The organism is Leptospira bouyouniensis, from assembly GCF_004769525.1.
In the GTDB taxonomy this organism is placed as follows: Bacteria; Spirochaetota; Leptospiria; order Leptospirales; family Leptospiraceae; genus Leptospira_A; species Leptospira_A bouyouniensis.
In genome coordinates this window covers 184,699-198,756 of record NZ_RQFT01000008.1, presented here as the reverse complement: position 1 = coordinate 198,756, position 14,058 = coordinate 184,699, and the positions used below count along the sequence as shown (strand labels likewise).

General features: G+C 38.6%; 14 protein-coding genes. 9 read left to right on the top strand and 5 right to left on the bottom strand.

Features of this window, described 5'->3' with window-relative positions:
- Positions 1-69 precede the first annotated feature (69 nt).
- On the bottom strand, positions 70-711 hold the full coding sequence (locus EHQ43_RS09260; protein WP_135770948.1) for a flagellar filament outer layer protein FlaA: 642 nt from the start codon (positions 709-711) through the stop codon (positions 70-72).
- A 64-nt stretch (positions 712-775) separates the two neighbouring features.
- Between EHQ43_RS09260 and ompL47 the strand changes: the two genes are divergently transcribed.
- From ompL47 to EHQ43_RS09235, 5 genes are all read left to right on the top strand, one after another.
- Positions 776-1,858, top strand: coding sequence for a multi-beta-barrel domain surface protein OmpL47 (gene ompL47, locus EHQ43_RS09255; protein ID WP_135770946.1), 1,083 nt, complete (start codon positions 776-778; stop codon positions 1,856-1,858).
- 49 nt (positions 1,859-1,907) lie between these two features.
- A complete protein-coding gene (locus tag EHQ43_RS09250) occupies positions 1,908-2,618 on the top strand; it encodes a ComF family protein (RefSeq protein WP_135770944.1) in 711 nt (236 codons plus the stop codon).
- Positions 2,596-2,946 carry an STAS domain-containing protein gene (locus EHQ43_RS09245; protein WP_135740624.1) on the top strand — a complete coding sequence of 117 codons (351 nt, stop codon included), beginning with the start codon at positions 2,596-2,598 and terminating at the stop codon, positions 2,944-2,946. The genes EHQ43_RS09250 and EHQ43_RS09245 overlap by 23 nt, the downstream gene beginning before the upstream one ends.
- Positions 2,943-3,539, top strand: a complete 597-nt coding sequence (gene rdgB, locus EHQ43_RS09240; RefSeq protein WP_135740625.1) for an RdgB/HAM1 family non-canonical purine NTP pyrophosphatase — start codon at positions 2,943-2,945, stop codon at positions 3,537-3,539. Before EHQ43_RS09245 ends, rdgB begins: the two co-directional genes overlap by 4 nt.
- 177 nt (positions 3,540-3,716) lie before the next feature.
- Positions 3,717-4,796: an Lsa36 family surface (lipo)protein gene (locus tag EHQ43_RS09235; RefSeq protein WP_135770942.1), complete on the top strand. Its 1,080-nt coding sequence runs from the start codon at positions 3,717-3,719 to the stop codon at positions 4,794-4,796.
- Here EHQ43_RS09235 and EHQ43_RS09230 read toward each other — a convergent pair.
- Complete coding sequence (locus EHQ43_RS09230) at positions 4,793-6,433, bottom strand: ATP-binding cassette domain-containing protein (RefSeq protein ID WP_135770940.1); 1,641 nt, start codon at positions 6,431-6,433, stop codon at positions 4,793-4,795. The two genes, EHQ43_RS09235 and EHQ43_RS09230, sit on opposite strands and share 4 nt — an antisense overlap.
- A 50-nt stretch (positions 6,434-6,483) precedes the next feature.
- On the opposite strand from EHQ43_RS09230, the gene EHQ43_RS09225 reads away from it, so the two are divergent.
- From EHQ43_RS09225 to EHQ43_RS09215, 3 genes are read left to right on the top strand one after another with little or no spacing between them, the layout of a single operon-like run.
- A complete protein-coding gene (locus tag EHQ43_RS09225; RefSeq protein ID WP_135770938.1) occupies positions 6,484-8,340 on the top strand; it encodes an OmpA family protein in 1,857 nt (618 codons plus the stop codon).
- A 4-nt stretch (positions 8,341-8,344) separates the two neighbouring features.
- Positions 8,345-9,073, top strand: a complete 729-nt coding sequence (locus tag EHQ43_RS09220; protein ID WP_135740629.1) for an LIC_11485 family protein — start codon at positions 8,345-8,347, stop codon at positions 9,071-9,073.
- Between the two features lie 59 nt (positions 9,074-9,132).
- A complete protein-coding gene (locus tag EHQ43_RS09215) occupies positions 9,133-10,125 on the top strand; it encodes a tetratricopeptide repeat protein (RefSeq protein WP_135770937.1) in 993 nt (330 codons plus the stop codon).
- Positions 10,126-10,214: 89 nt separating this feature from the next.
- Here EHQ43_RS09215 and EHQ43_RS09210 read toward each other — a convergent pair whose 3' ends face one another.
- Together EHQ43_RS09210 and EHQ43_RS09205 are read right to left on the bottom strand one after the other, a co-directional pair.
- A complete protein-coding gene (locus tag EHQ43_RS09210; protein ID WP_135740631.1) occupies positions 10,215-10,679 on the bottom strand; it encodes a chemotaxis protein CheX in 465 nt (154 codons plus the stop codon).
- Positions 10,679-12,055, bottom strand: a complete 1,377-nt coding sequence (locus EHQ43_RS09205; protein ID WP_244242725.1) for a hypothetical protein — start codon at positions 12,053-12,055, stop codon at positions 10,679-10,681. Before EHQ43_RS09205 ends, EHQ43_RS09210 begins: the two co-directional genes overlap by 1 nt.
- Between EHQ43_RS09205 and EHQ43_RS09200 the strand changes: the two genes are divergently transcribed.
- Positions 12,006-12,653, top strand: coding sequence for an LIC_11490 family protein (locus EHQ43_RS09200; protein WP_135770936.1), 648 nt, complete (start codon positions 12,006-12,008; stop codon positions 12,651-12,653). The two genes, EHQ43_RS09205 and EHQ43_RS09200, sit on opposite strands and share 50 nt — an antisense overlap.
- Positions 12,654-12,709: 56 nt before the next feature.
- Here the strand turns inward: EHQ43_RS09200 and EHQ43_RS09195 are convergent, their stop codons facing one another.
- Positions 12,710-14,023 carry a DUF389 domain-containing protein gene (locus EHQ43_RS09195; RefSeq protein ID WP_135770934.1) on the bottom strand — a complete coding sequence of 438 codons (1,314 nt, stop codon included), beginning with the start codon at positions 14,021-14,023 and terminating at the stop codon, positions 12,710-12,712.
- Positions 14,024-14,058 lie beyond the last annotated feature (35 nt).

Genomic DNA, 14,058 nt, shown 5'->3' with positions numbered 1-14,058 from the left:
TGAGGTTGGGAAGAAAAGAGTTTTTTCAGTGGGATTTTATGGGAAAGTTTAGGAAAACGTGTTAAATCTTCAGTCTTCGAGTAGGATTTCTTTGTTTCGGAGAGGTCTATATTTGTCTCGCACAATGGCAGTTATATCATCGATGGCTATGAGTACCTCTTGGTTCGGGTCATTGTTTTCATATGGTAGATAAAAAAATCCTAAAATACGAATAGAGCTTTTTTGCATAAAAACTCGATCGTTTTGGTCAAAATTTTTTGAGATGGATACCGTGATCGTTTTCCATCCACGAAAGTTAAGTGACGTGAGATTGAGTTGTTTCACATCGGCATCTTGAGTTTCTATGATGAGTGTTAGGTTCCCACTTGATTGTGAAGAATAGATGGGAATTGAAATTTCTTTGATGAATGCATTCACTTCGATTGGCTTAGGAAAGTATAAAGAAAATGGCAAATTCGCATCCTTTGGGATCCGAAGCACGAGTGCCTGTTTTGAACCTGGGATGGGAGCAGTAAAATTGTTTGAAAGTGAGATTTCTGGAAGTTTTGTACCTTTTTCTAGTTTTGTGCGTAAATTCTCTGCATTAAAATTCGAAAGTTCGAAATTTTCCAGGAGGATTTCCCTCCAAATGCCAGTCTCACCGACGATTTGTGATCCAATGTGACAAAAGAGAAAAAGTATCAGGATTATTGTGTTTCTCAAAGCAATCATGTTGACAATATTTCCTTAGAAAGAGGATATATATGTTTTATCTGTAAAAAGGAGACATATACAAATGCAGGCGCACAAATACCTTTTGGCCATCTTAACAATTTTTTTCGCAGGCCAAATCACAGCACAGGTTGCTGACCCCAAAGCCACTACTTCCACAAAAGACAAGGCGATCCAAAAAACGGAATCTACCTCTACAAAAGCCAAAGACGGTGTCGATAAAGCTGAGACAACTGTAAATGACATTTTGGGAGACAAAAAAGAAGCAGGTGCTTCTACTTCAGATGCAGCTGCATTATTTATCACTAGTAAAACTTCCTTTTCCTTAGACGCAAAAGATGATTCTTCTACAATTGATTTCATTGAATGGAAACCAAAAAACGGCGAATACAGAAGATTCACTCAACCAATCCGAATTTCAGAAGAAGGTCTCACTGAGATATACTATCGTTCTGTTGATAAAGTTGGAAACGCTGAAACTCCTAAAATCCTAGTTGTGAATGTAGACAACACTGCTCCAAGAGTGAGCCTTGTTCCACAAGAACAACTGTTCGTATTAGATGGAGTTCCTTTCGCATCAAAAAACAATACATATACGATTGTTGCTGAAGACCGCCAAACAGGTGTTGAAAAAGTTCAATTTAGCATCAACCAAGAAGCAGCAAAAGGTTACACTGATCCAATCAAATTGGAAAACGGTGGAGCAAACGTAATCAAATATTCTGCAACTGATAGATCTGGTAATTCTTCCCCTGAGTCATCTATGATCATCACTGTAGACGATGTAAAACCTACAATTGAAATCGTTCCTTCTTATCCACTCGTTGATATCAATGGAAAAAATTTCCAAAGAAAAGGTAACGTTTTCTACGTGAACGCAACTGATAAAGAATCAGGTGTGAAAAAAATCTTAGTGAAAGTTGACGAAGAAGAATTCAAACCTTATGTTGAAGCAATATCAATCGAAACACAAGGTGATCACGTAATCAAAGCGATGGCAGTTGATAATGTTGGAAACCAATCTGATGTAGTGGAAGTGAAACTCACTGTAGACCTTACTCCTCCTACTTCTACAATTCAAAAATCAACAGAGGAACCAAAAGTAGAGGCGGCACCAGCTCCACAATCTTCTACTCCCGCTAAGTAGATGTTTTAAAAAAGTAAGACCAATTCTTACTTCAGAAACCCCTTTCATTATGAGAGGGGTTTTTTTTTCGATTCTGTCTTTTTTATTTCCTAAGTATTGTATTCGCTGTGGTAGGAATGATTTTTTTTCTGAACTATTGGGTTTATGTAAAACTTGTACAAAATCGGAAACCTTTCAGGCTGAGAAAAAGAAAGGTCCTTTTCTGATTCCAAAACCGAAGGATCGATTTATATTCTATGATGAAGCCTATTCCTTAGTGCTTAGAGATTCCCCAAAGAAGGAACTATTTCTTTCCTTAAAATTCCAAAATGAAAAACAGATCGCCAGATATTTTAGTTTCGGTTGGAAAAAACTCCTTACACTTTGGAGGCCGGATCCACCGAGTTTATTTGTGCTCGTACCGTCCAAGGCAAAATCCGGTCCCAGACCCTACCACGCGGCCTGGTACTTGCGAAATCGTCTTGTAAACCTTCAGAAATTAAGGGAAGATACGAGTCTTCGTAAGATTTCAAAGGACAAACAGTCGGAGAAACGATTCGAAGATCGATTTTTTCATGCAAAAAAGGCATTTGGATTCACAAAAAGTGATAGAATCATAGAAGGACTTCATGTTCTACTCGTAGATGATATATTTACGACAGGGGCTTCCTTGAACGAAATCGCTCGGTTATACAAACTGAGAGGTGCAAGGAAAGTTACATGCGTAGTTTTCATGTTAAGTGGGGTGATTGAATCGAATGGATGTTCAAGTCAAGGATGACATAAGGATTATCAAATTTTCGGGTGCCATTTTAAAAGTGGATTCGGATGAAATTGAAAAAGAACTATCAAAACTCACCCAAGGTTCCGTTAAAAAAATTATTTTAGACCTAACCAAAGTGCATCATATTTGTTCTACTGCTTTGGGGATTTTTGTTGCCACTAAGCGTAAGTTAAAGCCGATGAATGGCGACATTAAAGTGATTGTGGTTGATGAAGATTTGATTCAATTGTTTGAAATCACGATGTTAGATAAAGTTTTCGAAATTTTCCCTGATCTTTCTTCTGCAATGGAAGGATTCCAACTAGACGAGGAAGATTCCCACTGACAAAAAAAACATTAGCATTTGCATCAGGCAGTGATCACAAAAAAAAAGAAATGCAAATGTTACTTTCGCCCTTTGGGTATGAAGTAGTCACACCAAAATCTCTAGGGATACCATTCGCTCCTGAAGAAACCGAAACCACTTTCGTAGGGAATTCTTTCATCAAATCTAAAGAACTCTTTCAACTCACTGGAATTCCATCTTTCGCAGATGATTCTGGTATCTCAGTAGATGCGTTAGGTGGGGAGCCAGGAGTCTTTTCAGCAAGGTATGGAGGACCCGGTCTTTCAGATAAGGAAAGGGCATTACATTTACTGAATCAATTGGGAGAAAATCCTAATCGACAGGCACATTACAGTTGTGTGGTGACTTTTGTCGATTCCATCCACCAAGTTTCTTTTGAGGGAAAAGTTGAAGGTCTAATCATGTTAGATTACGATACGATTGGACCATATGGATTTGGTTACGATCCTATATTCTTTTATCCAGAATTTGGGAAAAGATTTTCAGAAGTATCAGAGGAAGAAAAAAACAAAGTATCACACCGAAAAAAAGCGATGGAACTTTTTTTGAATTGGTTTCAATCTATCCAGTAACAAAAGTTACATTAGATTTCATTAAATTATGATTCATCTATTTCCTTGTTTGGAATTGTTTTTAAGTGTTCCAAAACGAAATTTAACATTACGGTTTCCTTTATAGTATTCGAAATCAATTAAAATGGATGGTGATCCTTCTTTGTATTGAATCAAAAAAGAGATAATAACTTGAAAATGATACTCGTTTTTTTATTACATAAATTTTCTCAAATGAAATTGATTCGAACTTTTCTCGTTATCATTCTAATTCAAATAATTTTCCCAATGTTTTTTCCGGAGCGATTTACCTTAAAAGCACAAGTATTATGTTTGGGAGGTGAGTGTTCCAATATCCCTTTTGAATACCAGGTATTAGGAAATTTTGCAGGACCGGCATTGGACAAAATTTATACGAATGGTTTTTTACGTTCAATGGGAGAAAATGCTGTCTTACAAAATATCAATTCGAACCAAGCAGGGGGGCAAAATGTTCCTTCTTACCGAATGGGTTTAGGTTATACGATTTCACGTGGTCAATCAAAAGCACGAGATTTTTATTACGAAAATTCAGAGTTACGCAATTTACCAAAACAAGGGGTCGCAGCATCTCCCTCAATCAGTTTCACAGCAAATTTAGGGGAGTGGATACCATCTGCATATGCAAAACGATGGAATGCAACCACTCACTTTTTCCCTTATGAATTTAGTGAGGCAAACATTCCTTTTGTTAAAATTCGGAATACGGAAGTTAGGGGAAAAATACAAAACTATGGTGTGGTGTTTCGATACTATCCAGAAACATCTGGTTTTTCTTATGGATTTGGTTTTTTACAAACCAATCAAGATTTGTATTTGAGTTCATATGACCGCAGACCAACACAATTTAGAATTGATGGTGATAAACGAAGATGGTTAGGCGTAAATGATTTGTTTTATCAGTCTCGGATCACTTCGTTTTCTTTTGACATGAAATACAATTGGACCATTGGATTTTTATCAATCGTACCTGGGATTGGTTATGTATACAACCAAGGATTTACCTCACTACAAGTGAGTCGGTATGCACTTATTTCGACAAGGGTGAATCCAGACGACTTTTCGTCCGATCCTAGCGTACTCGGAATCCGGCTAGCCACGAGGTATGATCATGTTTCAAGCTTTGGATATGGTAGTTTAGGTTTTCGTTTGGGGCAGGGGAATTTTAGTCTGACAACGGAATTTTTGGCAGGGAAAGAAATGCAGTCGGCAAATCTCTCCCTGAACTATCAGTTTTAAGTACTAAGGATGGCTCCGCCAGTTAGACGTTTGTAAAAATCATTTCCTTCACGTTCCAAAAATTCTTCGTAATTCCCTTTGAAATCGTTGATTCCTTCAGGAGTTACTTCTATGATCCGTGTACAAAGTGAAGAGATAAACTCCCTATCATGAGATACAAGAATGACAGTGCCATCAAACAATGATAAAGCGTAGTTTAATGCTTCAATCGTTTCTAAATCTAAGTGGTTTGTCGGTTCGTCGAGTGCAATCACATTGTCACAAGCAAGGATCATTTTCCCAATAATCATTCTCGATTTTTCACCACCTGATAATACTTTTGTGGATTTGTTTGCCATATCACCAGAAAATAACATCCTTCCAAGGATGGCGCGAATCTCTTGAACTTCCGTTCCTGGTGGTGAATTGCGGAGTAACCATTCTACTAGAGTATCCGCATCTGGTTCCATCGCCTCACGGTGGTCTTGTGGAAAAAAGGAAGTTTCCACTGAATCTCCCCATTTCACTTGTCCAGAATCTGGTTCTAATTTTTTTAATAACATTTTCAGCAATGTTGTTTTACCAACACCATTTGTTCCAACAATCCCTACTTTTTCACCTTTGGTGATTGTCGTACTAAAATCTTTGATGACCGGTTTACCATCATAGGATTTCGAAATGTTGATTGCTTCAAACACATCTTTTCCTAATACGCGTTTTGCTTTAAAACGAATGTATGGTGCAACTCGCGAGGAAGGTTTTACTTCCACCATCTCTGCCTTGATTTTTTCGATCATTTTTTGACGAGAAGTTGCTTGTTTGGATTTGCTGGCATTGGCAGAAAATCTAGAAACAAACTCTTGTAAGTCGGCGATTTTCTCTTTCGCACGTTTACTATCACTCATTAGTTGTTCACGTGATTGTTCAGCGGCGATCATAAAGTCGTCATAATTCCCAGGGAAAACTCTGATTGTATTATAATCTAAATCTGCGATATGAGTGGCCACTGAGTTGATAAAGTGACGGTCGTGGGAAATCACAATGACTACACCTTCGTAATTTGTGAGAAGTTCTTCTAACCAGTGGATGGTTTTGATATCTAAGTGGTTTGTAGGTTCGTCGAGGAGGAGAACATCTGGTTTCAGAAATAAAACTTGGGCAAGAAGGACTCGTAATTTAAATCCACCCGTTAGAAAGTTAAGAGGGCGGCTGTGTGCCGATGTCGGAATCCCAAGGCCTTCCAAAAGTTCCCCGGCAACTGATTCGGCTTCGTACCCACCTAAATCGGCAAATTGTTCTTCGATTTCTGAGATGCGGATCCCTTCCTCATCCGTCATGTCTTCTTTGGCATAAATGGCATCACGTTCCGCCATTAGGTTCCAAAGTTCAGGATTTCCACGTAAGACTGTCCCTAGAACGGTCTCATTTTCGTATTCGTAGTGGTCCTGCTTCAAATAGCCGACCTTAACGTCCTTATCAATGACAACAGAGCCGGATGAAGGTTGCAAGATGCCTGCCAGGACCTTCATAAAGGTCGATTTACCTGAACCATTGGCTCCAATCAGCCCATAACGGCACTCCGGTTTGAATTTGATGGAGACGTTTTCGAAAAGAGGTTTTTTCCCGAAGGAGACTGTAATGCCGCTAGCTTGGATCATAGGTCAATTTTCTAAGGGAATCGGAGGTTTCAACCGACATTTCGTATGGTATGGCACGGATTCTACTCATCATTTTCTTCCTTTTTGGGAGCGGGCTCACAAGTTCGCAAAGTATTAAAAATGGAATCCAGGTTTTGGAGGGAGACCTTTTAAATACCGGCCATCTACTACGGACTGAGAAACAAGTTTTCCGCATTTCGAGTACAGCATTGCAGGAAGAACTGGCGTACTTAGGTGGGAAAAAGGTACGAATGTTATGCGATATCCAAGGAGAAGTGTGTTCGCCTATCCGATATGAGATGGAACCTTTCGAAATTGGCAAAACTCCTGATTGGACACTTAAAAAAATTCCAAGATATGTAACCCAAGGGTTTTTCTCTTTTAACCCTCAATGTACACCCGATGGCAAAATACTCTTCTGGACGGCACTGGTTCGAGAAGGTGGACGTTCGACACAAAAAGTATGGGCATCCAAAAGAGACCAATATGGGTTTTGGATGGCGGGTGAACAATTGCCGTCACCACTAAACAATCGTTATCCTTCAGCGGTGATTTCTGCGTTACCAGGTGGAAATGAATTATTTGTATTTGGGAACTTTGGGGAAGATGAGTTACTCGATAATCTCAAAAGAGAAATGACTCAAAAATCGCAAATGGCAACTCGTGAAGCAGCTAATGCAAAAGAATTTCATATTATTCTGACAAAGTTAGAAAATGAATATAAAGAAAGGTCTGAAAAAATTCAAAACCGTGCTCCCTTATATAAAACTCGCAGAACAGAAACGGGATGGTCTATGCCAAACCCAATTTCATTTCCTAGTTTTTATAACTGGTATAAAAAAGCGGATAATCCCAACCAACAAGTATTTGGTGGATCTGCTTTATCTTCAAGTGGGCGAACTCTCATATATTCAGCACAACAAAAGAAAAATTATGGTAAATTGGATTTGTATGCGAGCATCCAAAATGATTCGGGAATATTTGAAGAAGGAATCAATTTAGGAAACACTCTAAATACTGGGGAAGAGGAAATGGCTCCTTTCCTTGGTCCTGACGATCGCACTTTGTATTTTTCATCTTCCGGACGAAAAGAAGGCATCTCTATTTTTATAACAAGACGAAGTGGCGATTCTTGGACCACTTGGTCTGAACCGCAAGAGTTATCTCAAAACCTAAGAGGTGTTAACTTTTTCAGTATTCCAGCTGTTGGCAATTGGGCTTACGTTTCAAGAGATGGTGAACTTTTTATGGCTGCCATCCCTCATCATTTCCAACCAGATCCAGTTGTTGTGATCAAAGGCAAAGTTGTCGATGAGGAAGGGAAAGCACTATCTGCCTTTGTCCAATATGAATCACTCCATAAGAAAAAAACCATTGGATCAACCATTAGTGATCCTACAACAGGTGAGTTCAGTATCATATTACCTTACGAAGAGAATTACGGATTTTATGGAGAAAAAGATGGATACCTTCCTGTATCACAGAACCTAAATTTGGTGGGAAAAGAAAAGGAAGATAAAGAAAAAACAGTTCTCCTTGTATTACCAAAACTAAAAAAGGGAAACCAAATTGTGATGAACAATTTGTTCTTTGCTTTTAGATCCTCTGAGTTTGCCAAAGAATCGGAACCAGAACTTGACAGATTGGCAGGAATTTTGAAAAAAACTGGCAATTTAAAGGTACTCATTGAAGGCCATACGGATAATGTTGGTACAAAGACAGCCAATCAAAAATTATCTTTAGAACGAGCAAATTCAGTTGCCTTGTATCTAAAGTCTAAACATAAAATAGAAGACACAAGGATTTCAGTGGTGGGACTTGGTCCAACAAATCCCATTGCAGACAATGGTTCAGATGAAGGTCGGGCTGCCAATCGACGGGTAGTTTTTAAAATATTGGAAGAGTAATTCGATGGATATCAAAAATATCAATATACCCAAAGTCAATGTAGACACACAAAAAATGATGGGGGCGGTGGATGGTCTCGTAGACAAAATCCCTCCGCAAGTCCAAGATTTACTCAAAAAAATTGCCATCGCTCTTTTCGTTTTTTTTCTAATTATGGCAATTTACATTGGTTGGTCCAATGGATGGGAAAATGCAAAACCACAAGGCCAACAATTAGCACAAGACACCCGTAGTTTGTTTATTATGGAAATCGAAAGAGATTACAATCGTAAACGAAAAGATGTGCGAATGTCAGACCCAGAAGATTTAAAGTATGAATCAAATCGTAAGATGCAATTTGATTTTCTAAGTGAAAGAGAATCCAACGGTTATACACACGATACCATACCCGAAGAACAGGAGTTCTTGGGAAAAGAATATGATTTTCGAAATCGGAAAACTGAAGATACTTCCGTTCCTCCCATATATACTCCATCAGGTGATGGCCTGATCCCTGCACCTATTGATGTCCAACCTGTCTCTCCAAAAGAAAGTATTGATTCTTCCAATGTTTCTGATGATGAAATTCGTATGCAAAAGATGTTATCTCGTGTTTCTGAATTAGAGAAAAAAGTGAAGGAAAAAAACGAAGAGAAAAATTTGGAAACTTTAAAACTCCCGAAACCTTCTGAATCTAAAGAGGGGATGGGAAAACCTCGAAGTTTAGAACGGATTCCAAAAGAATTACGATGAAATTTTGTTTTTGGAAATTTATTTCACGATCAAACTTGAGAAACATATTAAAATCCAGTTTGAAACCTACTCAAAACATTCATATATTCGTGATATACTTGTTTCTGATTTTGTCTTTGTTTTCTGAAATATTTGCTGAGACCTCAGAAATATTTTTGCCATTCCCTGAAACATGGAATGAATCCAATCAGAAGGAGACAGCACAAGGAGACAGCTCGAAAGTTTTTAAAAATGGAACTAAACAAAGTTCTAATGATTTTGGTTCTAAAGATTTAAATGAAACTACCATTCCAATCATAAGTAATGGGAATCTTTCATCCTCAAAAGATGAATCTTTACCTTCAAAAACTAATCCAGCAAAATCAGAAAGTAGTCTTACTCTTTCAAAACCCGATTCCAAAAAGAAAAAAAAGAAAGAAGTCATCGATCCTTCTAAAGCATCTTTTCAAAAAGGGAAAGCATACCTTTCACGAGATCAAAAAAAAGCAGCTGAACAAGAGTTTGCTGATTCTTATGGGAAAGAAGGTGAGGTGGCAAAATTTTCTCGTGTAGAGAACTCAAATTTATATGGATTAGATGGTAAAGAGAAAGAGTCTTCTGGCCTCGTAGAAAAACAAGAAGACCCCGATTTGAAAATCAAAACCCAATTTGAACTCGCAAGGTCTTTGGATCGAATTGGAAATCCTGAATCTGAAGAAAAAGCTTATAAAGAATATTTAAAACTTGTGACTGAGTTTCCAAAACACCCTGAATTAACACCTAGAGCCCATTATGCGATTGCCACTCTACTTGTTCGAAAAAAGGAATTTAGATCTGCAGCTCACCAACTTGTAAATATAATCAAAAACTTTAAAGAGGCAGAAGAGTTTTTACCTGCGCATTATTATTTAGGGAAAATTTATGAAAGTAGTTGGGACGAACGTGATTTAGAACGTTCGCTTAAGTATTACCAATTGTATCTAAATGGTGTGGAAGGGAAAAATCCAAAACCAGGATATGACTTCCGCAAGGAAACCCGCGAACGATTGCGAGTCCTTGGTTCAGCCATTTGAAATTGATTTCATCAGAGAGACTAAATTCACTTAAACTCTGTTAAAGCGGAATGAATTAGCGTTTTCTTTTCTTTGGAAATTGATTGCCATCAAGCGATAGCAACGTTCACTTCAATCCTTCCAAACTTAGAATATAAGTTGATGGAAAGGGTTGGCTTTTTGTTGAACCTAACAGATGTACTTTGTGTTTCTTGGATGTTTGGCGTTGTGATCTCAACCGATTGTCCAGCAGAAGTAAAGATATTCATTGCATTACCAGTGGTCATGTTGGCAATCTCACCTAGGATATCTTTGTATTCGTTTTTGACATCATCGTCGGATAATCCGGGGACGAGTTTGCGTGAAATTTTGTAGGCAGCATCATAGTTCATACTATAAACAACTTCACCACTAAAAGATCCAACGACTCCAATCACAATGGCAATCTCATGGCTTGGAGCGGGTGAATCTTTGATCCCAATTTTTCCACGGATCAGGTCCTGTTGTAAAACATCGCGAAAAACGATGGTGGCAGCTTCCAGGAATGGGTTGATGAAGTCGGCTTTGATTTGCATTATTCTAAAGAGAGAAGGCCTTTTTTCTCTACGTTGTATTCTGCTGCTAAGGACTGGTTTATTTCAAGAAAAAAGCTAAGAAGTTGCCTTTGTTTCAAAAAATCTGCAGCTTGGTCTTTTGGTGCGGCAGCTGTGGGTTGTCCGTATGTTAGGGCACTAAATTCCACATAAACTTGTTTGTCGTTGTCCGAAAAAGGACCAACTACCGTTTTTTTGCTAAATGGATCGTTTGCCAATGTTTCCCAAAACTGGCTCGAGTTTGCCAAACGGTAACTATTCCCACGGTTTGATGTCACGAGTTTTAAGTCAGACAACGAAACAGCCGTCACAGTTTCAATGGGTTGTCCTGATTCCTTTGCAATCGCATCCAAGGCATTTGGTTCAGAAATTTTTTGACTGATACGACCTTTCCAAATCTCTGCTTCTTTTCGTTTGCGGTCAAATTTGAGTTTGGACAATAGTAAAGGTTTTCTCACCTCGAAACTTACAAAGTTTCCAGATGGATCCTTGGAAAGTGTTCCTTCCGCTTTTTCCTTTTGGTATTCTTTTTGTAATTCCTCATCCGTGATATTGATTTTGGACTCTACTGCGTTCATTAAATTGACTTCGGAGATTGCCACCAATCGGAACGAAATTTTGGCACGTTTGGCTTCACTTTCTAACTCCACTTCATTTTCCGAAGGTGTGAGAGGTTGGTCTAGGAAATTAGGGAATAACGCATAACCTGTGGCGGAATCGATACGGTAGTACATCGGGGCAGATCGGTAAATTTGTTGGTAAATTTCTGTCAGGGATCTTGAATCTTCTTCTCCATACCCTGCTTGTGATACCGATTCCTTGTGTATTTCTCGGGCTTGTTTGGACATTTCCCGTTTGATGCTGATTTCGGAAACTTGGAACCCGACTGCAGCGGCGATGTCATTGGCTATGTACATCTCACGGACAGTGGAATAAGCGCATGAATTCAAGAGTTCTGCATTTTGAGCTGTTTCTCTGCCGTATTGTTGGTAACGGTAGTAACAGTCACGTTTTGCCGCGTTAAAATAATCAACCGGGATACTTCGCCCTGCGACAGAGCCTGCTTTTGTCGAATTTTGACCAGTAATGGCTCCAATGAGGCTTTGTTCTGCATCACCTGGTAAAAAAGTGATGATAAGTGTTCCTACCAATATGAATAAAAAGAGAGCAATGATGGTACGATATATTTTTTCTTTGAGTGTAGAGGGTTCATCTTCGAACATAAAGGAAAGGTTTCCGTTTCTAAAACCCTTGTAAAGAAAAAATGTAATCAAGGGATTTCTACTTTGGCAAGATAATATAGCTAGTATGTTGTTTGCCGCATTCGCAATGATCCTTGTGGGAGTATTATGCTTCATTTACGTCGCACTTTCCCCGCAGAAACCGAAACAACCGGCATACCAATCTCGTAAACCACAAACCCAGGGGCAATTCCGGATGCCCCAAACACCTTCCGTCTCGCCGCAGCTAGAGGAAAGGATTCGTAGGGAACGTTCGATCCCAGATGACCGTCACCTTTCCTATTCTTACCCTGAGGAGCTTACTCCTTCAGTGGTTCAAAAGTCAGAAGTGCTTAGACCAACAGATTCAGGGAATTTGGAGTTAGAACCAACTCCACCTGCTAAAAGCCATTTTGCCATTGATGGAACTTTGTATTTGGATCATTCTGGTAAACTATTGTTTGGTGAAGATTCAAACGATTTAGACCTTATGGAAGATGGTCTCCGCAATTTCAAACGTGTCGGAAATGGCAATTTACGAGAAGAAAAAGGAAAGTTTTTGTTCCATTCAGGAAATGTCACTTACACATACACACCAGAAGAACTCGAACAAGTCGTCCTTCATAACCAAGGAATTGTCTTTTTGTTGAAAGATGTGAAATCCCCAAGACCTGTTTTTTTCACAAAAGAAATTGATACCTTTAAAGAATTTCTAAAACAAGCAGCTCTCACGTAATTTTTTAACTTCACATTTCAGCTGGTATGAATTAAGAATTCCATCTTTTCATACAACTATTGTTTGGTTTTGGATTGTAATCTTGTGATGAGTTCGATTTCAGATTCACCTGACCTCAATCGGATGTAAGCTTCTAATTTCAAACTTTCTTCTTGTGTTGGTAGTTTTTTCCATTCGGAATCAAATAGATTGGTTTCACGATATAAATTTTCATTCATATCAAACTTTTTTGTTTTGGCAAAACTTGCTGATACCAAATTAGGAAAAAAAATCTGTAGTTCTTTTGCGATCATCTCAGTATTCCATGTTCCCAAATCCAATTGGTTTTGATAAAGTTCAGAAAGGATTTCGAATTTTAACTTATCCAAATTGGTAGTGGAAAGGTCTTGGTGTAGAACAAGATCGGCCCCTTCCATTGAATAATACTTAAGTTTGTTTTTCAGCTCAACTTCTTGTATGGTATCAATTTTTGTACCGAGGAGAGTTATTTCAATTTTAGGTTTTCTACCGTACACAATGTTTTTTTCCAATACCCTTCTACCATCCGTAACAATTTCTTTCTTTATGAACTCTTCTGCTTTCCCTTTAAAATAGGAGGAACGAACAATTTGAATTGCTGTAAACACAGATGGAATTAGCACGATGATAGCAAATAGAGATAAATAAAGTTTTACTTTAGTTTCCTTTTCTTTATAAAGTCCCCAATTCACTTTAGGAAAGTCCATATAACGCACAAAAATGAAAGTAGCGATTGCAATAAAGATGGAGTTGATGAGATATAAATAAATTGCACCAAAAAAGAATTGCCAATTCCCCTGTGAGAGACCAAAGCCAGCCGTACATAGTGGAGGCATAAGAGCTGTTGCAATGGCAACCCCTGCAATGGCCGTCCCTTTTTCTTTTCTGGTATTGGCAATGATCCCTGTGGCTCCACCAAAAAGAGCAATCAAAGCATCATAAATGGTAGGTGTTGTGCGTGCTAAGAGTTCGGATTGTGCTTCACTAATCGGTGAGAGAGAAAAATAAATAAACGAAGTGGTGATACTTGCAATTGTTGCCACAAAAAGTGTTCGTAAAAAACGTTTGAGTTGATCGAAGTCATTTGTCGCTGCTGCAAAACCAATACCCACGATGGGACCCATGAGAGGTGAGATGAGCATAGCTCCAATGATGACAGCAGTAGAATTGACATTGAGGCCAATGCTTGCAATGAAGATGGCAAAGATCAGCGTCCAAAGATTGGAACCAACGAGTTCACCACCTTTTTGGACCGATTCAATGGTGCCAGGTTTGTCTAAATCATCTAGTAAGTGGAAACGTGGAGTTAACCATTGGAAAAAAGAGACAATGGGATTTTCTTTGGATGCCATGGTATATTAGACACCCAAAGAATTCTAATATGTAA

Excerpts from the sequence above, each read along its gene's own strand:
- EHQ43_RS09260 (WP_135770948.1), bottom strand. The coding sequence starts at position 711 with ATGATTGCTTTGAGAAACACAATAATCCTGATACTTTTTCTCTTTTGT.
- ompL47 (WP_135770946.1), top strand. The coding sequence starts at position 776 with ATGCAGGCGCACAAATACCTTTTGGCCATCTTAACAATTTTTTTCGCA.
- EHQ43_RS09250 (WP_135770944.1), top strand. The coding sequence starts at position 1,908 with ATGAGAGGGGTTTTTTTTTCGATTCTGTCTTTTTTATTTCCTAAGTAT.
- EHQ43_RS09245 (WP_135740624.1), top strand. The coding sequence starts at position 2,596 with ATGGATGTTCAAGTCAAGGATGACATAAGGATTATCAAATTTTCGGGT.
- EHQ43_RS09235 (WP_135770942.1), top strand. The coding sequence starts at position 3,717 with ATGATACTCGTTTTTTTATTACATAAATTTTCTCAAATGAAATTGATT.
- EHQ43_RS09230 (WP_135770940.1), bottom strand. The coding sequence starts at position 6,433 with ATGATCCAAGCTAGCGGCATTACAGTCTCCTTCGGGAAAAAACCTCTT.
- EHQ43_RS09225 (WP_135770938.1), top strand. The coding sequence starts at position 6,484 with ATGGCACGGATTCTACTCATCATTTTCTTCCTTTTTGGGAGCGGGCTC.
- EHQ43_RS09220 (WP_135740629.1), top strand. The coding sequence starts at position 8,345 with ATGGATATCAAAAATATCAATATACCCAAAGTCAATGTAGACACACAA.
- EHQ43_RS09210 (WP_135740631.1), bottom strand. The coding sequence starts at position 10,679 with ATGCAAATCAAAGCCGACTTCATCAACCCATTCCTGGAAGCTGCCACC.
- EHQ43_RS09200 (WP_135770936.1), top strand. The coding sequence starts at position 12,006 with ATGTTGTTTGCCGCATTCGCAATGATCCTTGTGGGAGTATTATGCTTC.
- EHQ43_RS09205 (WP_244242725.1), bottom strand. The coding sequence starts at position 12,055 with ATGAAGCATAATACTCCCACAAGGATCATTGCGAATGCGGCAAACAAC.
- EHQ43_RS09195 (WP_135770934.1), bottom strand. The coding sequence starts at position 14,023 with ATGGCATCCAAAGAAAATCCCATTGTCTCTTTTTTCCAATGGTTAACT.